Origin of the sequence: Roseibium hamelinense, assembly GCF_007830545.1 — a bacterium.
GTDB classification, from domain to species: domain Bacteria; phylum Pseudomonadota; class Alphaproteobacteria; order Rhizobiales; family Stappiaceae; genus Roseibium; species Roseibium hamelinense.
Genome location: NZ_VLLF01000008.1, coordinates 266671 through 286089 on the forward strand (window position 1 = coordinate 266671; position 19419 = coordinate 286089).

General features: G+C 56.2%; 20 protein-coding genes, 1 pseudogene and 1 riboswitch. Of the genes and pseudogenes, 10 read left to right on the forward strand and 11 right to left on the reverse strand.

Annotated features, from left to right (window positions below):
* Positions 1 to 6: 6 nt before the first annotated feature.
* Complete coding sequence (gene purU / locus JM93_RS16810; protein ID WP_155197603.1) at positions 7 to 870, forward strand: formyltetrahydrofolate deformylase; 864 nt, start codon at positions 7 to 9, stop codon at positions 868 to 870.
* 25 nt (positions 871 to 895) lie between these two features.
* Here the strand turns inward: purU and JM93_RS16815 are convergent, their stop codons facing one another.
* From JM93_RS16815 to JM93_RS16860, 10 genes are all read right to left on the reverse strand, one after another.
* Positions 896 to 1822, reverse strand: coding sequence for a LysR family transcriptional regulator (locus tag JM93_RS16815; protein ID WP_145345762.1), 927 nt, complete (start codon positions 1820 to 1822; stop codon positions 896 to 898).
* A 922-nt stretch (positions 1823 to 2744) separates the two neighbouring features.
* The gene (locus tag JM93_RS16820) at positions 2745 to 3911 is read right to left on the reverse strand and encodes an energy transducer TonB (RefSeq protein WP_145345765.1); all 1167 of its coding nucleotides are present in this window, start codon (positions 3909 to 3911) and stop codon (positions 2745 to 2747) included.
* Complete coding sequence (locus tag JM93_RS16825; protein ID WP_145345767.1) at positions 3908 to 4306, reverse strand: biopolymer transporter ExbD; 399 nt, start codon at positions 4304 to 4306, stop codon at positions 3908 to 3910. Before JM93_RS16825 ends, JM93_RS16820 begins: the two co-directional genes overlap by 4 nt.
* Entirely contained in the window at positions 4303 to 4689 is a 387-nt protein-coding gene (locus JM93_RS16830) for an ExbD/TolR family protein (protein WP_145345769.1), read from the reverse strand. The genes JM93_RS16825 and JM93_RS16830 overlap by 4 nt, the downstream gene beginning before the upstream one ends.
* Positions 4686 to 5321: a MotA/TolQ/ExbB proton channel family protein gene (locus tag JM93_RS16835; protein WP_145345771.1), complete on the reverse strand. Its 636-nt coding sequence runs from the start codon at positions 5319 to 5321 to the stop codon at positions 4686 to 4688. Before JM93_RS16835 ends, JM93_RS16830 begins: the two co-directional genes overlap by 4 nt.
* Positions 5318 to 6388 carry a DUF6925 family protein gene (locus tag JM93_RS16840; RefSeq protein ID WP_145345773.1) on the reverse strand — a complete coding sequence of 357 codons (1071 nt, stop codon included), beginning with the start codon at positions 6386 to 6388 and terminating at the stop codon, positions 5318 to 5320. The genes JM93_RS16835 and JM93_RS16840 overlap by 4 nt, the downstream gene beginning before the upstream one ends.
* Positions 6388 to 7224, reverse strand: coding sequence for an ABC transporter ATP-binding protein (locus JM93_RS16845; protein ID WP_145345775.1), 837 nt, complete (start codon positions 7222 to 7224; stop codon positions 6388 to 6390). Before JM93_RS16845 ends, JM93_RS16840 begins: the two co-directional genes overlap by 1 nt.
* The gene (locus JM93_RS16850) at positions 7221 to 8222 is read right to left on the reverse strand and encodes a FecCD family ABC transporter permease (protein WP_145345777.1); all 1002 of its coding nucleotides are present in this window, start codon (positions 8220 to 8222) and stop codon (positions 7221 to 7223) included. Before JM93_RS16850 ends, JM93_RS16845 begins: the two co-directional genes overlap by 4 nt.
* On the reverse strand, positions 8219 to 9067 hold the full coding sequence (locus JM93_RS16855) for an ABC transporter substrate-binding protein (protein WP_170230710.1): 849 nt from the start codon (positions 9065 to 9067) through the stop codon (positions 8219 to 8221). The genes JM93_RS16850 and JM93_RS16855 overlap by 4 nt, the downstream gene beginning before the upstream one ends.
* Before the next feature lie 19 nt (positions 9068 to 9086).
* Positions 9087 to 11099: a TonB-dependent receptor plug domain-containing protein gene (locus tag JM93_RS16860; protein WP_145345781.1), complete on the reverse strand. Its 2013-nt coding sequence runs from the start codon at positions 11097 to 11099 to the stop codon at positions 9087 to 9089.
* 129 nt (positions 11100 to 11228) lie between these two features.
* Positions 11229 to 11442, reverse strand: a riboswitch (cobalamin riboswitch).
* A 257-nt stretch (positions 11443 to 11699) separates the two neighbouring features.
* On the opposite strand from JM93_RS16860, the pseudogene JM93_RS22345 reads away from it, so the two are divergent.
* From JM93_RS22345 to JM93_RS16910, 9 genes and pseudogenes are all read left to right on the forward strand, one after another.
* Positions 11700 to 12305: pseudogene (locus tag JM93_RS22345) on the forward strand (Tn3 family transposase); the annotation flags it as partial.
* 74 nt (positions 12306 to 12379) lie between these two features.
* The gene (locus JM93_RS16875; RefSeq protein ID WP_145345785.1) at positions 12380 to 13789 is read left to right on the forward strand and encodes an aminotransferase-like domain-containing protein; all 1410 of its coding nucleotides are present in this window, start codon (positions 12380 to 12382) and stop codon (positions 13787 to 13789) included.
* Positions 13790 to 13866: 77 nt separating this feature from the next.
* On the forward strand, positions 13867 to 14643 hold the full coding sequence (locus JM93_RS16880; RefSeq protein WP_145345787.1) for an energy-coupling factor ABC transporter ATP-binding protein: 777 nt from the start codon (positions 13867 to 13869) through the stop codon (positions 14641 to 14643).
* The gene (locus tag JM93_RS16885; RefSeq protein WP_145345789.1) at positions 14640 to 15302 is read left to right on the forward strand and encodes an energy-coupling factor transporter transmembrane component T family protein; all 663 of its coding nucleotides are present in this window, start codon (positions 14640 to 14642) and stop codon (positions 15300 to 15302) included. Before JM93_RS16880 ends, JM93_RS16885 begins: the two co-directional genes overlap by 4 nt.
* 16 nt (positions 15303 to 15318) lie before the next feature.
* Entirely contained in the window at positions 15319 to 15873 is a 555-nt protein-coding gene (locus JM93_RS16890) for a biotin transporter BioY (protein ID WP_145345791.1), read from the forward strand.
* A 306-nt stretch (positions 15874 to 16179) separates the two neighbouring features.
* Positions 16180 to 16590: a dihydroneopterin aldolase gene (locus tag JM93_RS16895; protein ID WP_145345793.1), complete on the forward strand. Its 411-nt coding sequence runs from the start codon at positions 16180 to 16182 to the stop codon at positions 16588 to 16590.
* 49 nt (positions 16591 to 16639) lie between these two features.
* Positions 16640 to 17182, forward strand: a complete 543-nt coding sequence (folK, locus tag JM93_RS16900) for a 2-amino-4-hydroxy-6-hydroxymethyldihydropteridine diphosphokinase (protein ID WP_208995241.1) — start codon at positions 16640 to 16642, stop codon at positions 17180 to 17182.
* 1 nt (position 17183) lies between these two features.
* Positions 17184 to 18068, forward strand: a complete 885-nt coding sequence (locus JM93_RS16905; RefSeq protein WP_145345797.1) for a dihydropteroate synthase — start codon at positions 17184 to 17186, stop codon at positions 18066 to 18068.
* A 25-nt stretch (positions 18069 to 18093) separates the two neighbouring features.
* Positions 18094 to 18849, forward strand: coding sequence for an SDR family oxidoreductase (locus JM93_RS16910; RefSeq protein WP_145345799.1), 756 nt, complete (start codon positions 18094 to 18096; stop codon positions 18847 to 18849).
* A gap of 358 nt (positions 18850 to 19207) precedes the next feature.
* Here the strand turns inward: JM93_RS16910 and JM93_RS22000 are convergent.
* Positions 19208 to 19419, reverse strand: a 212-nt coding sequence (locus JM93_RS22000; protein ID WP_208995242.1) for a hypothetical protein, incomplete at its 5' end; no start/stop codon positions are given.

A 19419-nucleotide genomic window follows, 5' to 3' on the forward strand; every position in this document is an offset into this window, starting at 1 on the left:
AGAATTATGAACGTGTCCAATCGCCACTATGTGCTGACGCTATCCTGCGAGGATCGGCCGGGAATCGTAGCTGCTGTCACAACCGAACTCGCCGATCTTGGCGCTAATATCGCAGAAAGTGACCAGTTTTGGGATCAGGTATCAAACCGCTTTTTCATGCGGATAGCGGTTCTGACGCCGGATAATGTGACCAAAGAGATGGTTCACAGGGCGATTGAGCCGGCAATCAATCGGTTTGATTTGAAAACAACGCTTATAGATCGTGCCCAGCGGCCAAAGATTGTCATCATGGTTTCGAAGTTTGACCATGCCATGTTGCATCTTCTCTACCAAATCCGGGTGGGGTGGCTGGACGCAGAGGTAGTCGCAATTGTCTCAAACCATCCGGACAGCGCGCGAACCGCGGAAATCGAAGGCGTGCCGTTTCACCATTGGCCGGTGAATAAGGAAAACAAGGTAGAGCAGGAGGAAAAGCTCCTGTCCTTGGTCAAGGAAACCGGTGCTGATTTGGTAATCTTGGCGCGTTACATGCAGGTTCTGTCGGACAACCTGTCGAAACGGTTATTCGGGAAGGTGATCAACATCCATCACTCATTCCTGCCAAGCTTCAAGGGAGCGAAGCCCTATCATCAGGCCCATCAGCGCGGTGTAAAGATGATCGGTGCCACCGCGCACTATGTGACGCCGGACCTCGATGAGGGACCGATCATTGAACAGGATGCGGAGCGTGTCAGCCATTCCCTGTCCGCAGATGATTTTGTTGCACGGGGCCGGGATATAGAAGCCCGCGTGCTGGCCCGCGCTGTGAAGTTCCATCTGGAAAGCCGTGTGATGATTGTCGGCAACAAGACGATTGTTTTCACACAATAGTCAATTCGCAAAAAAACACTTCATATTAAGCGTTGTATTTTTGAGCCTGTTCAGCCAGAACGCCGTCTTTTTGCAACTCAGTAAGGATCCAATCCCGGAAAAGCCGCACCTTGCGGCTTTTCTTATTCGCGGGTGGGTAGCTGAGATACCAGGCCTCATCGTCGATACTCGCTAGAATGTCGATCGGCTGCACGAGCAGGCCATTTTCAAGAGCATGCTTGCAGAAATAGGGAGTAAGGATGCCGGCGCCTTGGCCGGCAATCGCCCTGTTTGCTTCAAGAGCTTGTGAGCCCATCCGGGTTGCCGGACGATTGCTCAAATCGACATCTTTTATGCCCGCCTTATCAAACCATATCTTCCACCAAGGGTCGCCCGGATCAATGAGCGGAAGCCGCAGGATATCTTCAGCAGAGTGAACGCCACCAATGGTTTCGGCGAGCTCCGGACTGAGCATGGGAGTAAAGGTCGCATCGACCAGGCGGTGGTGGCACCATCCTTTTGGCGGAGCATAACAAGCCGAAATAGAAACGTCAGAGTTTAAAAACTCGGGGCGGGCTGCTGGTCCATAAGGCACGATGCGTATGGCAATGTCCGGATTGGCGAGTTGAAAGTGTACCAGCCGCGTTGCCAGCCAGTTCAAGGCAAACGTTGTGTTGCTTGAGACGACCAAAAGCGTATCGTTTTCGTTTCTCACGTCATAAAAGGCTTCGCGCAGCGCCTCGAATGCGTCGATCACCTTCAGGGAGAGCTGCTTGCCTTTGTCCGTTAGTTCGATGCGGCGCGCGTTCCGATGAAACAGCGGGAACCCAAGCTTTTCTTCCAGCAGCTTGATTTGGTAGCTGACGGCAGCTTGGGTCATGCCCAGTTCGGAGCCGGCCTTTGTAAAGCTGAGCAACCGCGCGGCTGCTTCAAATGCGCGTATGGCCGGGAGGGATGGCAGGGCGTTATGCATAAATCTTCCTTATGCATAAGGGCGGAGATTTAGTTGGCGCATCATAGCAAAGCGGCAGATATTTCGGTTCTAAAGAACTGGAGATACTGCCATGATTGCCATGAGATGTAATTTATGCAGCGAAAGCCGTTGGTCGGCAAGGCTCATAGATGGAGTAATCAGCCTTATAAAAAAACCGGTCGGAATAATCGGTTCCAGGCCTGTAAGATCTGGAAGTCGCACCCATCTATCGCGACACCTTTTGAAAGACATTGGCCTTGATGGAGGGGGGGACTTCGTTTCGTCCCTAGACGAGAAATGGCGGCGTGAGCTCGACTTGTTGTCGAAATAACTCGGCTCGAATGAGCATCGCCCACAAGGTGGCTGCGAACAAGCCAGCCACCATCAAAATAGTGATGGTCTTCAAAATGGGCCATCACCAACAAGGGCCGGGATCGACACACCTTGAGTGGCCCAAAGTGTATGCGGAACCATGTCGCCAACGACAACTCCAGCAGTCAAAATTGCTGCATTTTAAGACAGACCCAGTCCACTCCCAGCGAAGAAGATTGTGCAAGCGGCCAGGCATATCGCCGGGTTGTTCGGACTAAGCGGTTGAATGAAGTGTTCTTTTTGGGGGTAGGCATTCTTACATCGCCGTTTTACGAAATGTTAAGGGAGACAATCTGGAAGGCCGAAAGGTCATGTAGGTAATGCAAAGCAACCATAAGAGCAGTACAACCGTGTCGCCTGTCGCCATCATCTGTCCTGGGCCGAATGCGATACAGACATTCAAGATGAAGCGCTGCGATGTCAAAATGACTGCGAACGCGGTTCCATAGCCAGCCGAAGCACCAATGTCCAAAAATGGTGTCCGAACAAGATCCGCTCAGTATCCTGCGCTACGACTGACCATTCGCATAACAGTTTGTTGCCTAGGGGCTTACTTTCGAAAACTGACTGGAACCGAAAATGTCAGCCGGGAACCGGGCAATCCGCTAGGCATTTGGGGAAAGGGGGACGCGCGTTTGGGTAGAGCCTTGAGCGCTGCATCCAGCGTCCCGTTACCAGTACTCTTGACCAAACTGGATGACAGCACCTTTCCTGATCGCGCAATGGTAATCTTTAAAAGGCCGCGGCCGGTAATACCCCGCTCCCGCGCTTTGACCGGATACCGCTTATGCCGTTCTACCCATTGGCGAAGTGTGCGCGCATAGGATTTGTGATCGCCCTTCGCAGCGTGGGCCGCAGCAGATGTCCCTTGCCCTGCACTTCCCCGTTTGGTGGTCTCACGTGAATCCCCCTGTTGCCGGCCTTGGACAGTTTTGCGTTGGTGCTCCGCGGTGGCTTTCTGACGTGCTTTAGCGGCCGCGGTGCGCCGAGCTTCGTAATGTGTGTCCGGCGCCGGTTTTGGGACATGGAGGGTTGTTGCCGTGGAACCATCCGGTACCTTGTCCGCACTATTCGGAACGTCAATCGGATCAAGGGCCGCCACAACTGGATTTGGAGCATGAGGTGGTTCGGAGAGTGCTTCGCCCGGGTTCGAAACAACTTGTTCAGACTGCTGCTGTGGCGATTCGAGCGTTGACTGAGAGGTCGCCTCGACGACGTTTTCTACAATAGGCACAGTCTTATTCGGCGCTTGTGTTGCGGTGGTGTTGCTGGCTGCCTTTTGGTGTTTGTTTGGCTGGACTACAGATCGCGGACTTGTGATGTGAACAGCGCTCTCCAATTGAGAGGTTAAAGGTGGCTGACCGGATTGAGGTTTGTCGGCACTTTCGTCCTGCAACGGTTCCGCCAACTCCGCCGCTCTTGCGCGGTCGGGCTGCGCAGTTTCGGCTTCTGGAACCGGTTCCGCGTCACGGTCACCCGGGGCTTGCAATGGGGTGGCAGCTTCCGTTTCGGCCCCAGCGATACGGTCCGCGTCGCCGCCCATTGTCCCGGTGTCTGCTCCATCGTTCAAGGTCAGCGTCAACACGGTGTCGAAGGTGCCGCCCGTATCGGCTTCAGCCAGTCCGTCATCCTGTTGGATCAGGATTGCAGCCAAAAGGCCTGCATGAATGGTCACAGCTGCCACTAGGCCAAAAATCCAGATACGCAGGGCTTTCATTTGGCGCGGACCTGAATGGAAACGGCCTCAATCTCGAGTTCTCGCAAGCTCTCCGCGAATTGCAGAACGCGTGCAAAATCTGCCGACCTATCGACGCGCAAAGTGACCGCCGTTGGCGGTTCCCCGCCGAGAAGAAGCCGCTGCAAGGCTTCTCGAACAGGTTCTGCGCCGATAGTGTGACCGAAACCTATCACATTGGTTTTGTCGATGACCACGAGGGGCGCCGGCTCTGTGCGGTCGGCAAGGGCGGCTTCGGCCGGATCGGCGTCAAGCACTTGAGGATCGCGGATTTCGCCCATCAACATCAGGAAGATCAAAAGCAGAAAGACGACATTGATCATCGGCAAAAGAGTGTCACCAAAGCGGCCCCGGCCCGGTTCGTCGGCAATCCTCATGACCTGCGTCCGGGCCTCACGGTGAGCGCAGTGATACCCGTCGCCTTGATCTGGTCGAGATGCGTGAGCGTGTCCTGCGTCGAGACGCCGGGGGCTATGGTCACCACAACGGGGAGAGCGTTTTTGTGCGCACGTGCCAGGGCGGGTTCTGCCGGTTCATTGGTTTCGGCAACGACAAGGTCGCCAGAGCTCAGAATCTCGAGCGCAAGGATCTTGTCGATTCTTTCGGCGGATTGAGCGCCTGAAGCAACGGTCAGCGGTACCGTCGCATAGTGATCGAACGATGACACCAGCATGAAAAACACGATCAGAATAAAGATCACATCGATCAATGACGTCAGGCCGATTGCGGGACGCCGGCGCGGTGGTTCGTCCAGGATCATGCTGCGCTCTGTTGATCGGGAAACGAGGAGCGGTGCTGCCCGGTTGCGGGGTCCATCAGCGGCACTGATGACTGCGCAATCGACCGGGTGGCAACCTGTTCCAAAATCATTTTGAGATTGCCAGCCACAGCGTCGATCAGGCTGTGAAGCACGAGAGCCGCGAGTGCGACAATCATTCCAGCCGCTGTCGTAATCAGAGCTTCCCAGATCCCGCCGGCCAAATCTGCTGGACGCACGGAATCGCCGGCGCTTTGCATGGCTTGAAAGGCATCAATCATGCCAAGAACGGTTCCGAGTAGGCCTAGCAGCGGCGCGGCCGTAATGATCAGCTCCAACAAGCGCGTGCCGCTGCGGGCCTTTGCAAGGTAAGAGCGGGCGATTAGGCTGGTTTCGTCCGCCAGAGCACGGCGATCCAGACCTGACGCAGCCAGAGTATCGATTTTTTGGGCAAGCTCCCGGCATGCTCCGGACCGTGACGAAAATGGCTTCAGACCGGCAACGCGGATAAGGTTCACAAATGCCGTGGCGACAGTCAGGACAGATAGACCGACGAGGACGATTAGGGTCCAGCCACCGCGTTCGTGAAACAAAAAGAGCAAGTCCTGAAGGCTGCTGATGTCTTGCATCGTCATGACCGCTCCCCCTCGTGGCCCGGCCGGTCGGGATCGGCGTCGAGGTCCAGGTCGGGATCCTGACCGGCGGCGGCGCTGCGGTCAAACTGGCGCATCAGCAGCGCGCAAAGTTGGGTGCGCGCCTCGTCATTCGTAAGCTCGGCAAGTCGGGCCTGCTGGCGCAGCGTGTTGCGCAGGGCAACCCGTTTGACCCGCGTTTCCGGCTCGCTCAAGGCATCGCCGCGCGAGGCCTCAAGAGCGCTGAGAACTTCTGTTTTCGTGGCAACATACTCAGGGAGGCCAAACCGGTCCAGAAGGGCCTGAAAAGCGACAAACCGGCCCGTATCGAACGGGATGTCCTCTCCACGATGGCCCATGACCGGGCTTGCCGGGTGCAGATAGGCGCAAGGGATCAGGCCGTCCGGAATGAGCGTGTTGGCGGAATGCGTGCGGTTCACGCGCAACAGATTTGGCAGAACATGGGTGTGCGGACCGTCCGGAGACACACCGCCGGTGTCCGGCCCGCCGATCATTTGATAGACCTCGACCCGTCCCAGCGGGGAGATCACGACCCGGGCCGGATGGGCGTTTAGGATGGCGCTCATGGCCGGGTTATCCGGCTCGAAAAGGGACCGGCCGGTTTGCGCACGCAGCACAGATAAAAGCTTCGGATCGCATGTGCGGATGCAAAAGTCGATCTGCGGCTGGTCCAGCCCCATGTCGAACAAAACGCCGTCCCGGTCCTCGGGTTTAAGCGCGTCCGTGTCGGGGCCGAGCTCGGTGAGAACGGACCGTCGGGCGGCAACCGCTTTGTTGTCCGGCAGGCACAAGGCAAGACCCTGTCCCCAGCGCTGTGGATGGCGGCTCAAGGTTTCATAGGCAATCGGCGTGACGTCCGCGAGCCGGCCGGGGATGAGCCGAAGCCCGCCTTTTTCGCTCACACGGATCAGCTGGTCCGGATCATCGAGCGAGAGAATGTCGCATGGCCGTTGGTGAAACTCTCCAATCGCGCCGAATGAGCCGATGCTCCAGCCTGCGTCGATATCCAGCAGTTGTAGCTTCAGCACGTGGTGGAGGTTCTCACTCATCAAATCAAATCCCGGTCGTTCAAAGTCTTTTCTGTGGGCTCTCCGGCTGTGGTCCGGTTTGGCCGCCTTTTGTCAGAGCATGGAACGATTGTGAGACGCTCCGCAAGAGTGATCGTCGTCGTTTCAATGCCGTACACATGTTCGATCAAACCGCTGGTAAACAACTGATCCGGCGGGGTATTCGATTTGAGCTTGCCCTGATCCAGAAGCAGCAAGCGGTCGCACCAGCGCCCGGCGAGTGTCAGGTCGTGCAGGGAAACGAAGACAAGCCGCCCGGAGCGGGCAAAGGCTTGAAAGGTCCTCATAAAGCCGATCTGGTGCGCCGGATCCAGACCGTTGATCGGTTCGTCGGCAAGAAAGGATGGGGTGTCCTGGGCCAGCATTCTGGCGACAAGCACCCTCGCTTGCTCACCGCCTGACAGTGTGTCGAATGGACGGTCCGAAAACTCCGCAACATCCATCTGGCGCATAGCGTCTTCAGCGGCCATCCGGTCCGCTGTGGATGGGCCTGCAAACCGGCTATGATGGGGCAGACGGCCCAACAGCACGACATCCCGGCAGGGAATGGCCCAGTGAACCGTGCGCTCTTGCGGCATATAGGCGATCAGCCGGGACCGCTCACTATGCGTCATCTGAGAGATCACGCGCCCATTCCATTCCGCGCTCCCGCGATGGGGCAGCAGACCAGCCATGGCACGCAGAAGGGTTGATTTTCCGGCACCGTTCGGCCCGATGATCCCGATCAGTTCTCCCGCTTCGGCGTCGAAGGATACGCCTTCCAAAACAGTGCTGGCCCGGATCGAGGCGCTGAGGCTTTTTGCGGAAAAGCTGATCATGCACTCCGCCTCCGCAAGGAGAGCAGCAGCCAGAGGAAGAACGGCGCGCCGAGAACAGCTGTAACGACACCGAGTTTGAGATCGCGCTCCGGCATGATGATCCGCACAAGAATATCGGCAGCCAGCAGAAAAACGGCACCGCCAAGGGCGCTTGCCGGAAGCAGGCGGCTGGGTTTCTGGCCAACCAGCGGCCGCAGGAGATGCGAAACGATGAGGCCGACAAACCCGATGGCGCCGCTGACTGCCGTGGCAGCGCCAACGCCAATAGCCGTTCCGAATATGGCAAGCAGCCGTGTCAGTGTGATCGAAACCCCAAGGCTTTGAGCGACATCCGCGCCAAGGCTCAGCGCGTCGAGCGCGCGGCCGGTCATAAACAGAAGACCGCCGCCTACGATGATAAAGGGCAGGGCAAGCCCAACATGCACCATGCTGCGGTCGGCCAGAGAGCCGAGCATCCAAAAGACAATTTCCAAGGCCGCAAACGGATTGGTCGACAGGTTGAGCGCGAGTGATGTCAGGGCTGCGGCAAGTGAGGACAGCGCAACGCCCGCAAGAATAATGGTCAGAATGTCGCCGGACCGACCAACCAGGGTTTGAAGAAGAAGGACCGCAAGCAGCACGCCGGTGAGCGCGGCCAGGGGCAAGGCATAGGGGTGAAACGCGGTCAGCCCGCCATAGATCGCCAAAACCGCACCCAGCGAGGCGGTTGCCGAGATCCCGAGCAGCCCAGGTTCAGCAAGCGGGTTGCGCAAGAAACCCTGAAGCACGGCCCCGGACAGTCCGAGGATCGCACCGATAAAAAGAGCGAGCAGAGCCCGCGGAAGGCGGATTTCAGCCAGGATGATCGCCTCTGCGGTATCCGGACTGCCCCAGGATGCGATCAGGAGGCGCGGGTCTATCCAGACCTGGCCCAAGCCAAGCGACAGCACAAACAGCAGGGCCGTAGCCACCGCGAGGCTGGCAAGGAGGACGTAAAAACGGCGGTCCACCGGGATCATCCGGCCGGCTTTCCGCGCACGGCGTCCTGCAGGCGCTGAATGGCGCCGGCTGTCAGGGGCGTGCCGCAGATCCAGTAGCGGCTATCGGCGGAAATCTTGCGGTCTTCGCCGAAGCGCGCGTCGAGCGCGGGATGCGTGAGCACCGCAGCGGACCTAGATGGATTAGTGCTGTGCCGATCCCAGATCATCACATAGTCCGGGTTGGCCAGAACAAGGGCTTCCAGGGGAAGCCGCGTTGTTCCCGCAATCCCGATTTCATCGCCCAGATGCCGGAACCCGGCTTTGCCAACAATGTCGTTTTCCAGCGTTCCAGCCCCGGAGGTGTAGCTATTGGTTCCGAAGGAACCGAGAACCGGACGGTTCTGTTGATATTCCAGGCTCAGCTTGGAGACTTCTACTCTCATCTGGGCTATCAGCCGTTCAGCCGCGTCGCCGTTGCCAAGCAAGGTGCCCATTCGCTTTGTGTTGGCGGCAATATCTTCGAAACTGGTGGCCGGGTCGAATTCTTCGACTGGTTTGCCGAGCCGTTTCAGAAGGTTGATTGTTGCCCGGTCTGTATATTTTCCGGCGACCACCAAATCGGGATCCATGCGGAAAATCTCTTCTGCCAGGCCGTGATTGAGCATCAACCGATTTGCGTCGGCGCTCATAAGTGAAATGGTCTCGTCTGCAGCCAGATGAGACACGGAAATCAGCTGACCCGGCTTTGCCAGAAGCATGGCCAGTTGGTCGGTACACAGGTTGACGGAAACCACCCTTTGCGGCGCCTCTTCAGCGATTGCTGGGTCCCAGTTGAGGACCAGCGCCAAACTGAAGAGGACAGAGACTGTGCGGAGGAGGGGCAAGATTGGTCCGTTCCGGTCTTTAAAAGGTGGCTTTGAACCCGGCAAATGCGGTGAAACCTTGCGTGTTGAAGCCGTAGACTTCCTCATAATCCTGATCGAGCAGGTTCTCCACCCGGCCGAACAGCTGAAGATGATCGGTCACCTGATAATCCGCACCCGCATTGACCATGACATAGTCGTTCAGTGTCACCCGCTGAGAGCCTGACGGCGTGAACCGGTTGTCCTCCATCTGGCCGTTGTAGATCGCGTCCACAAACACGGTCCCGCGGTTTTCGTGAAACCCGTAAGTGAGACCAAAGGACCCGGAATGCGGCGGGCGGCGCACCTCTTCTGCACCTGAGGGCTCCTGAGCATCCAGGTAGGTGTAGGAGGCACGGGCGTAGAGGTTTTGCAGGATTTCAACGCCGAGCGAGATTTCCACGCCCTGCCGTTTGCTCGTGCCATCGCGATTGACGGGGGTTGATGCGAAACTCGGCAGGAACTGCGTCTGGATTTCGTCTTCCAGCCGCTCATTGAAATAGGCCACATCGATCATGGCCCGATCCTGCCAGAACCGCTGCTCGATCCCGATGTCCCAGCCGAAATTCGTTTCCGGCTTGAGGTCCGGGTTGCCGACGAAGCTGGAGGGAATAAACCCGAATTGTTCAAAGAAGGTTGGATTGGTGGATCCGGTCCCGAGGGAGGCGTGCAACCGGGTACCGAACTGGGGAAAAAGATAGGCGCCGCTGACGCTGTAGGTCACTGTGTCTTTGAACCTGTCGTTTTGATCATAGCGCAGTGCGCCGGTGACAAAGGCCCGGTCAAAGAACTCGCCGCGGTACTCCGCAACCGTTCCGAACAGGTCGCGTTCCTGCGCTGCAGCTTGAGACGGGTTGGACGGGTAAGCGTTCTGGTAGGTTTCCCGCTCCCATTCGATAGCACCCGTTAAACTATGCGCGCTGTCCCAGAATTGCGGCGTGTCGAAAGCGTAGGTCCCCTGATAGCTCAGATGGTAGCGTGTTCCATCGTCGCCGTACTGTCCGTTACTGTTCCGGCCCCGTGTTTCAAGATCGGCAAATTCTCCGCGGAACTTCTGGACAAACCGGTCGTCGAACAGCTCCCAGGTCAAGCCGCCGCCGCCGAAAATGTCGGTCGACTCGACCTTGCCTGGCGTGTCGATGACCTGTCCATAGGTGGGTGACCCCCAAGTGAAGTCCTGATCGTCGGTATCGGAGTCCCTGTCGGTCAGCCGCAAGGTGCCATCGAAGAAAAGGTCATCGGTAATGTCCCACCGGGCCTTACCGTTGAGCGTGACATTGCGATCCCCATCCTTTTCCGACCCGAAGTCGGAGAGGTTGAATCCTTCGGTACCGCGGGCCGCGCCCGACAAGGCAATATCAAAGGTCTCGCCGCCGCCCTGGACAAGCACATTGCCTAGAACGCTTTTGTCCGACCCAACTTCGGACCGGCCGGTCACCCTGTAGCCGTTGCGTATGCCGCCCTTGGTGATGATCTGGATGACACCAGCTGCCGCGTTTGACCCATAAAGCGCACTTTGCGGGCCACGGATCACTTCGATCCGGTCTATGTCGGCCACCTGCAGGGTGCCGAAATCGAACTCGCCGCTTGAGGTGCCTGCGACTTCGACGCCGTCGATCAGAACCAGAACGTGGTTGGCTTCCGAGCCTCTGATCCTGATTTGAGTAAAACCGCCAACTGATCCTGAGCGCGATACGGCAACACCGGGCACACGCCGCAGCGCATCGGCCACATAGCGAACCTGGGACGTCTCCAGCTCATGTGATGTGACGACGGTGCTGGCGCGGCCCACTTTTTCGGCCACAACCGGGTTTCGGCCAGCCGTTACAACAATTTCTTCCAATTCGAGAACAATGCCATTGTCCTGCGCAAGGGCCGGAGGCATGACAATTCCGGTGAGGGACGATGTGGAAAGAAAGAACACTAAAAACGCCGATTGTGTCCGGCTGTTCTGATTGGTCGACACGACACACCCCAAGGTTTGCCCAGCAGCCTTTTGCGCAAGCCGGGCCATGCATGCTTCTTGAGGCCGAGAGGATGCTGGGTGTTGAGGCCATTGAGGCAGCACCACCCGGTCCTTTCGGCCCGAATTCGGGTGTCACCTCAACGGAAAGCCGCACCTTGACACACCCCGTATCAAAGGTCGGGTGACCGACAAGTGGCAGGTCTCCTGGCTCACGGGTCTTGGCTGATGCTCACCTTCCCAACACCGGCATGGCCAGTATCAGTGGTGTCTGGAGCACCTACTCTCCGTTTACAGTTGCGGGGGCAGCCACGGTTTTGGTCCCTGTTGGGTTCGCCGCACCGTGTTCCCTTTTCATCCGCAATTTTGCGGAGCCACTTTCACGATGGCAAAAAGGCAGAATATTTTAGTGCTGTCAACGATGACCTATTCTAGGGGTATCCTTTGGGAGGAAATCCCTGATCTCCTTAGGGGGTGTTTGAATGGATCAGGTTTGCCAACAAGTTCATCAATGTGCGACCGGGAGGCGTACCGCAGAACATGCCCGCAAAGCTGGCTGGCGTGCGCGCAGACTGCACAAAATTCGGCCCCAAACGCATGGCAAGAGCTTCGAACGGGATCAGCGCCTACCAAATCGGTCGGATGCTCATCTTCCATACCTTAAAAACCGCCGAAGCCTATACAGATCTTGCCAGTTATGGTGGCACTCCGATTAACAATACGCTCATTCTGGATAAATGGGACGCTCTCCTGCGTCTTTGCGCATCGATCACCACGCGAGCTGTTGCGCCATCAACTTTCCTCAAGGTGTTTGCCTCCACATAGAAAGCCAATGACCTGGTTAAGGCGCTTCATGAGATTAGTCGCCTTGAACGGACCCTGTTTGTGATCGAATGGTATTCGAGCCAATCGCTGCGCCGGCAGTGTCAGGCTGGTCTCAACAAGGGAGAGGCCGCCCATGAGCTCAAGCGTGCCGTCTTGTTCCACGGACGCAACGAAAACCGCGATCGCTCTTGTGATAACTAGGCATTCCGGGCTTGTGGGCTCAACCTCATTATCAGCATCAACGTGCATTCGAATACTGTCTAACTCTGCCGCCCCATCGCCCTTTTGCGCCAGCATGGCCGGAACATTACCGACGATGTGCTCAAACACGTGTTGCCGCTGTTCTGAAGGCGTATCAATTTGACCGCCATCGACTATCAGGACACCGAGCAACACATTCGCGAAGGTTTCAAATCCTTGCGAGATCCATGAGTGCAAAATCGATACAATTTCGCTTTCGGCAAAATTGTTTGTGGCTGTTTATAAAAAATGTATCTATTGTTACCATGACAATCTGGATTCCAAATCTCGGTTCTGCGAGCGGTCCGATATATCTCGCGATTGCGGACGCAATTGAAACCGATATCGGTGCGGGCGTTTTGAAGCACGGTGAAAAGCTGCCGCCTCAGCGTGAGCTCGCCTATCAGCTCGGTGTTACGTTGGGCACGATCACCCGGGCCTATAGAGAAGCGGAACGGCGGCGGCTTTTGAGGGGTGAGACTGGACGGGGGACATTTGTTGTACCGGAAAGCCAGCCAATATCGCCTTTAGTACCGAAGGAAGAGGCTTCGGGAAACATCGACCTTGCCTGCAGTTTTGCCTATCCGCATTTGAACCCTGATTTGGGGCACGGTCTCACGCGACTCGCTCGGACGCCTGGAATTGAGCGTCTTAACGGCTTTGTGCCGTCCGAAGGGCTGCGCACACACCGGGAAACAGGCGCTTATCTGTTTAGCCAGTTCGGCCTCGATGCTGACCCGGATCAAGTGGCTGTTACGTGCGGTGCCCAGCATGGTATTCAAGTGTTGCTGCAAGCGCTCTTCAAACCTGGCGACAGCATTGCGGTTGATGCATTCACGTACCCATCAATTTTGAATTCGGCGCCGCATTTGGGTTTGCGGCTGGTGCCGGTATCTGCAGCAAGGAATGCAGCAGGCGAATTCTTGTCGATGGACCCGGACGCGCTCGAAAAAGCAGCATCGCAAGATGGCGTGAAGGGCGTGTTTCTCATGCCAAACATGCAGAATCCGACAACCCATACCATGACGCTGGATGAGCGACGGGCCTTGGCAGAGGTCGCGTGCAAGTACGGCTTGACTATTATCGAAGACGATCCGTACACGCCCTTCATTTCGGAGAGCTTGCCGTCCTTTGGGGCTCTGGTTCCGGAGCAGACCGGCTCGATCGCAAGTATTTCGAAATTGATTTCACCTGGGAGCCGCATCGGGTTTGTGCACGTACCGGCCAAGAACGGAACGGCAGTTCGGAATTTGATCGGCGAGAGTACATGGATGGCTTCACCGATTACTGCAGAACTAATATCTGGCTGGATTCGCGACGGATCATTGTTCAAGGTCATCGAGAAAAAGTGCTGGGCCAATCGAGTGAGATTTGAATATGCGCTGGAAAAGCTGAGCGGCTACAGCTTTCAAAGCGGCCAAAACAAGGTTTTCGGCTGGCTGACGCTCCCGGGTCAAACGGATGGGGATGCTTTGGAGGCGAGTCTACGCCATCAGGGTGTTGGAGTGCTTGCAGCACGCCATTTCCAAGTTCATGCAGCGCGGTCTGCCCCGCATGTGAGATTGACCTTCGGGTCTGTACAGGATGACAGAAAGTTTCAGACGGCAATTGATCTCGTGGCCTCCATGCTAAACAGGGAGGCTCTTTTTCAAGTCGATCATGGGCCGGTAGGGTAGCTCTTCGGCCTTTGACAACTGCCGTTTTGCGGTGAATAAGCGACGCAACAAACAATGCCTTTTAATCAAGAGACCGTATGGCACTTTGGCATCCACTTCGTCGCAAAGACGCAAAAAAAGAACTTAATCCGAACCAAGATGTTTACGCCCGGTTTGATCGGGTCAAGCTGACGCTTGGCAACAGGCAGGTTCTGAGCGACGTCAGCCTTTCATTGTCCGAGAAGCGCATTGGCGTTGTTGGCCTCAATGGTTCAGGTAAAAGTTCTTTTGTCCGTCTGGTGAACGGCCTCCGCCGCGCGGACAGCGGTACGGTAAAGGTATTCGGCTCGGATATTGATGACGTTGCCGCCGATCTTCCACGCTTTGTCGGATTTGTTTTTCAGAACCCGGATCACCAAGCGATTTTTCCTACTGTCGGCGAGGAGATCGCGTTCGGTCTTCGGCAGCTTGGCTTTGACAAGGCGAAGGCCCGGGACGACGCCTTGCGGTTCTTGGAGTTGCACAGCTGTTCTGCCTTGGTAGATAAGCCATTTGCGGAGTTGTCTGAGGGCCAAAAACAACTCATCTGTATTCTTGCGGTGTTGGTCATGGAGCCGAAAGTGCTCATTCTCGATGAGCCCATGGCCAGCTTGGATGGTCTTGCCGGCCGCAAAATTATGCAAAAGCTCAAAAAGCTTGACCAGAAGCTGCTCATGATAAGCCACGATCTCAGCTTTTTGGCGGACTTCGACCGGATTCTATGGCTCGAAGATGGGTCGATTCGGATGGACAGTGTCCCAGGGGATGTTTTGCCCGCATTCCGGGCAGATGTAGAGCGGCGCTCTGCTCTGGAATTGGGCGGAGATGATTTGTGATATCCGTCTATCTCGATCGCCCGACTTGGGCGCACCGCCGTTCCGCTGGGATGAAGCTCGGTCTTCTTGCCTTGTGTAGTGTTTTGCTCTTGCCGCAAGACAGCCTGATCTTGTTCATCGGCTGTCTTGCGGGCGCGCTAACCCTTTACGCTTCCCTAGGCCGGGACGGGTTGTCTCAAGTCCTTCTTCTCAAGCCAATGATTGTGTTTTTCGGGATCATACTCGTCTTTCATGGCTTGTTCACGGGCTGGCAAGAGGGATTTGTGGTCGTCTTGCGGCTCATCGTCATGGTTTTGCTGGCGAATTTTGTTTCGATTACAACCCGAATGGATGACATGATGGATGCCGTCATGCCTCTGTTCGTTCCGCTAAAGTGGCTTGGCGGGTCGCCGCGAACGATTGCGCTGGCTGTTGCCTTGGTTCTCCGGTTTGTACCAGTTCTCATGACCGTATATGGAGGGTTGTCTGAAAGCTACCGGGCGCGCGGTGGCAAACAAGGAAGCTGGCGATTGATTGCGCCGTTTGCACTTCAATCGCTCCGCCTGTCGGAAAACGTCGCCGAGGCGCTGTCGGCACGCGGCGGCGCCCGTGGTGTGTTTGAGCAAAATAGATCGGCGGGTCGCAATGTGCGACTTACCGGACTTCAAGTTGGAAAATAGTGGATAGACAATAAGAATGACTGACCGTTCGATAGTTCAGATCGCATTTTACGCCGCACTGATGGCAGCGCTTGGGCTCCTGCCGAAAGTCGCTATTCCCGTTCTTGCAGGCGTTCCGATCACCGCGCAGTCAATGGGTGTGATGCTGGCTGGCGTCATGCTCGGCTCTGTGCGCGGGAGCCTCGCAATTTTGCTGTTTTTGTTTTTGGTCGCCCTTGGCGCGCCGCTGCTCGCCGGCGGAAATGGCGGGCTTGGCGTCTTTGCTGGGGCTTCTGTTGGATACCTGATCGGCTGGCCCGTGGGCGCCTTCGTAACCGGGTTGATTATGGAGCGCACAAAAACTCTGCCGGTCATGCCTGCGGCGGCCTTATCCGCAATCATCGGCGGTATTGGCGTCGTTTACCTTTTTGGCATCGTCGGTCTTGTCATCGTTGCGAAGCTGCCGGTCATGGCTGCAATCGTTGGAAACGGCGTCTACATCCCCGGCGATCTCATCAAAGTTGCTATAGTTGCAGTGGTTGCTCAGACGATCGCGCGTGGATTGCCCTCCGCTTTGGCATCGCGAGCGTGACGTCCCATTTCGAGCCTGGAGTGTCACGTAAGTCAACTGGGCTTGTTTAAACGGTGCTGCCCTGAACCCTTGTTCAGGGCGGGTCTCCCAACCCCTTTTCGGGCCCTGGTCGGTGTTGGATAAAAACCGTGGTTTGTTTCCATCTCAGGGGGCGTAATAACAGGTCGAAACCGAATATATTCGTTCGGCCCGCCAGTCCGTAACGCGCGCCTTTACAAAGCCAGTTTTTTGTTTTGTCCCTTGACCAATCAGGCGTCGGGGCTACGTGATGAGCACACTGCCGTTATTCTGACTCAGGGCTTTCATATGACCAAAGGCATACCGCCTTCGTCCGTTCGTGCGGATGACTTGTCTTCCGATGAAATCGTCATCGAGAATCTTTTGGTCGACACGCATATAGGCGTGCTCGACAGTGAAAAGGGGCGGACGCAAAAGGTCTGCTTTAACGTGAGCATCCGTACAGTCCCCGGTTATGCAGAAACAGTCCGTGATACTGGCGCGTATGTGTCCTATGCCGATACGGTTCTGTTCATAGAGGAGAAAGCGCGCTTCGGCGCTCACGTTGAACTGGTGGAGACGTGGGCCGAAGACGTTGCGGCCTTCGTGTTGAGAAACCCGCTGGCGGAAGAGGTGTCCGTCCGGGTCACGAAATCTGAGATTTTCCAGAATGCGCAAGGCGTGGGGATCTCCATCCGGCGCCGCCGTACGGCACCGTGACACATCCCGTTCCTTATTCTGTTCTGCAGTACCTGCGAAAGCACTCAAAGTGACACCTGCACTCATAGCTCTTGGCTCAAACCTCGGTGACCGCCGCAGTCAAATGATCGCGGGCCTGAAACAACTTTCGACATTGATCAGGACACGGGTTGTCGATGTATCACCACTGTATGAAACAGCACCGGTTGGCGGCCCTGACAACCAAGGCGCCTATTTGAACGCTGCCGCGCTTGTTGAGACACATCTTGATCCGAAATCATTGCTTGAAGAGCTGCAAAAGATTGAAAAAGCACAGCGCCGCGAACGGATCGTGCGTTGGGGCCCGCGCACACTCGATCTCGATATATTGGTTTATGGTGACCTCGTTACGGACGACGAAGATCTGACACTGCCGCATCCGCGCATGCACGATCGGCGGTTTGTGATGGTGCCGGCCGCAGACATTGCCGCGGATTACATCCATCCGGGCCTCAACCAAACCATGGGTGCGCTGCTTGCCGCGCTTCCCGTGGAGCCCGGCGATTTGACCGCGGTAGAGGCGGACTGGGGGTGTTCGTTTATTCATCCAACAACCACAGAAAAAGCGACCTGACATGATTTCTGCCGACCGTTTATTGCCTCTTTGGACCAAGTATCAAGACGCTCTAGAAGCGCCAGTCCGTAGCTTCGAATTTCCAAGGTTTAAGAAACGGTTTGAAGACCGCACTTACCAAATGGGTGTCCTGAACCTGTCGCCCGACAGCAGCTACCGAGAGACCGTTTGCCACACATTCGAAGCAGCGCTCTATCGCGGAAAGCGCATGACCCTTGAAGGTGCAGCGATGGTAGACGTTGGTGGCGAATCGACCGGTGAAACCGCCGAAATAGTTGCTGTGGCACGACAGATCGATCGCATGCGCCCGGTTGTTGCTGCTCTTGCGTCTGAAAACATTCTGGTCTCGGTTGAAACCTATCACCCTGAAGTTGCTGCAGCGCTGCTTGAGGCTGGTGCCGGGGTTGTGAATCTGACCGGCAGGGTAGATGACCGGTCCTTTTATGAAATGATCGCAAAGCACGAGGCCGGTTTAATCCTGTGCTACACGCCTGGCGAAAATGCCCGGTCGAGTGATGTATTGCCGCCAGCCGACGACATATTCGATCACCAATTGGTGTTTTTTAAAGAACGGCTCAGTCTCGCAGAGGCGGCTGGCATTGAAAGACTTTGGGTCGATCCCGGGTTCGGTTTTGCGCTCAATCTGCCTGACAGCCCTGACCGGATCCGGTACCAGACTGACAGCATTCTGCAGTCTTTCCGTCTGCGGCAACTTGGATGGCCTGTCACGGTTCAGTTGACCGGCGCTGTCTATCTATTCCGGGACGAAGTTCGCGTTGCTCAGACGAGCGCCGCGACAATTGCCTTAATGTCGAAGGCCAATCTCGTGCGCAGCCATGAAGTGCCACGGGTGCAGCCGGTTTTAAATCTTCAAGACTACGCCTGAAATACATAGTCGTCCGGAGACGCAGATGAGCAACAAAAACATAGCGTTGGTCACAGGTGCGGGAAAAAGACTTGGTAAAGTGATTGCCCAAGGGTTGGCGGACAGTGGCTATGCCGTAGGGCTGCACTTCAACTCTTCGGCCGGCGGCGCGCAGCAGCTTTATGATCAAATCCGTGCCGACGGAGGCGAGGCGGCGCTTTTGCAAAAAGATCTCAGCCAGCCACAGCACGCCGGGCAGTTGATTTCCGAAACATCGCAAGCCTTGGGCGGTCCGGTCACTTTGCTGATTAACTCCGCGTCCGCGTTCAACACCGACGCGTTGGGAGATCTGAGTCTCGATAGTTGGCAATTCTTGATGAACGTAAATGCTGCTGCACCGGTGTTTCTCATGCAGGCCTTTGCGGCGCAGGAGGGTCTGGATTCGGGCGGATGCATTATTAACATCCTGGACACGCAAATGACTTCGCCGTCGCCGGAGCGGTTCAGTTATTTTTGCAGCAAATATGCACTTGATGGTGCGACGAGGCTTGCCGCTTATGATCTCGGGCCGCGAGGAATTCGAGTGAATGCGATCGCACCAGGATTGATACTGCCAAGCGACCAGACCCAGGAAAACTTCGATAGCCGCCAAAAGCTGACCCCCTTGGGGCCGGGGCTTGGTCCGGAACATGTTATTCAGGCTGTCCACTACCTTTGTGAAGCTGACCAGGTAACAGGTCACACCCTCGTTGTTGACGCTGGTCAGCGCCTAATGGGGTTCGGCAACGCTCCAATTGGATAATTGGCAGCAATCCACGGCTTTGCCGCCTAACAACTCGTTAATATTCACAGGCCCGGAAAAGCAGCGATATTTTTCTCGAGAAAAACCCAAAAAGTTAGTTGACGCATTTGGTGTGTGGTCCTATAACCCGGCTCATCGACGGCGGCAACGTCGCTGGCGACAGGGTTTTGCGCTCTTAATTCCAGAAAATTGGTCATTTTGGCCGGATCGAACGGTTCGGCGAGTGGTTGGTTTTCGCTTAAGGTTGAGGGTTGTGTCCTAGGGATTTTGTCCCTGTTCTTTGACAATTTGGTATTGAAGGAAGGGAAGCGTGGACGGCGTTGCTCTTGCGGTTCTGGGGTATTTATCCTGGGATGTTTTAAGAGTTACGCAGGTACGCTGATCTTTCAAACAAGGAAGCCGATTGGCTTGGGGTTTTAGGGCCTTGAGTTAGTTGAGCTCTTGTTAATTCACGGTCGCAGAGATGCGATTGTTTGAGTGCTTTATAGCGATTGATTAAAGCAGCCTGTGATTGGACTTTTAAGTTAAACCTGAGAGTTTGATCCTGGCTCAGAACGAACGCTGGCGGCA

Coding starts and splice junctions, on each gene's coding strand:
- purU (WP_155197603.1), top strand. CDS start 7: ATGAACGTGTCCAATCGCCACTATGTGCTGACGCTATCCTGCGAGGAT.
- JM93_RS16815 (WP_145345762.1), bottom strand. CDS start 1,822: ATGCATAACGCCCTGCCATCCCTCCCGGCCATACGCGCATTTGAAGCA.
- JM93_RS16820 (WP_145345765.1), bottom strand. CDS start 3,911: ATGAAAGCCCTGCGTATCTGGATTTTTGGCCTAGTGGCAGCTGTGACC.
- JM93_RS16825 (WP_145345767.1), bottom strand. CDS start 4,306: ATGAGGATTGCCGACGAACCGGGCCGGGGCCGCTTTGGTGACACTCTT.
- JM93_RS16830 (WP_145345769.1), bottom strand. CDS start 4,689: ATGATCCTGGACGAACCACCGCGCCGGCGTCCCGCAATCGGCCTGACG.
- JM93_RS16835 (WP_145345771.1), bottom strand. CDS start 5,321: ATGACGATGCAAGACATCAGCAGCCTTCAGGACTTGCTCTTTTTGTTT.
- JM93_RS16840 (WP_145345773.1), bottom strand. CDS start 6,388: ATGAGTGAGAACCTCCACCACGTGCTGAAGCTACAACTGCTGGATATC.
- JM93_RS16845 (WP_145345775.1), bottom strand. CDS start 7,224: ATGATCAGCTTTTCCGCAAAAAGCCTCAGCGCCTCGATCCGGGCCAGC.
- JM93_RS16850 (WP_145345777.1), bottom strand. CDS start 8,222: ATGATCCCGGTGGACCGCCGTTTTTACGTCCTCCTTGCCAGCCTCGCG.
- JM93_RS16860 (WP_145345781.1), bottom strand. CDS start 11,099: ATGGCCCGGCTTGCGCAAAAGGCTGCTGGGCAAACCTTGGGGTGTGTC.
- JM93_RS16875 (WP_145345785.1), top strand. CDS start 12,380: ATGACAATCTGGATTCCAAATCTCGGTTCTGCGAGCGGTCCGATATAT.
- JM93_RS16880 (WP_145345787.1), top strand. CDS start 13,867: ATGGCACTTTGGCATCCACTTCGTCGCAAAGACGCAAAAAAAGAACTT.
- JM93_RS16890 (WP_145345791.1), top strand. CDS start 15,319: ATGACTGACCGTTCGATAGTTCAGATCGCATTTTACGCCGCACTGATG.
- JM93_RS16895 (WP_145345793.1), top strand. CDS start 16,180: ATGACCAAAGGCATACCGCCTTCGTCCGTTCGTGCGGATGACTTGTCT.
- JM93_RS16905 (WP_145345797.1), top strand. CDS start 17,184: ATGATTTCTGCCGACCGTTTATTGCCTCTTTGGACCAAGTATCAAGAC.
- JM93_RS16910 (WP_145345799.1), top strand. CDS start 18,094: ATGAGCAACAAAAACATAGCGTTGGTCACAGGTGCGGGAAAAAGACTT.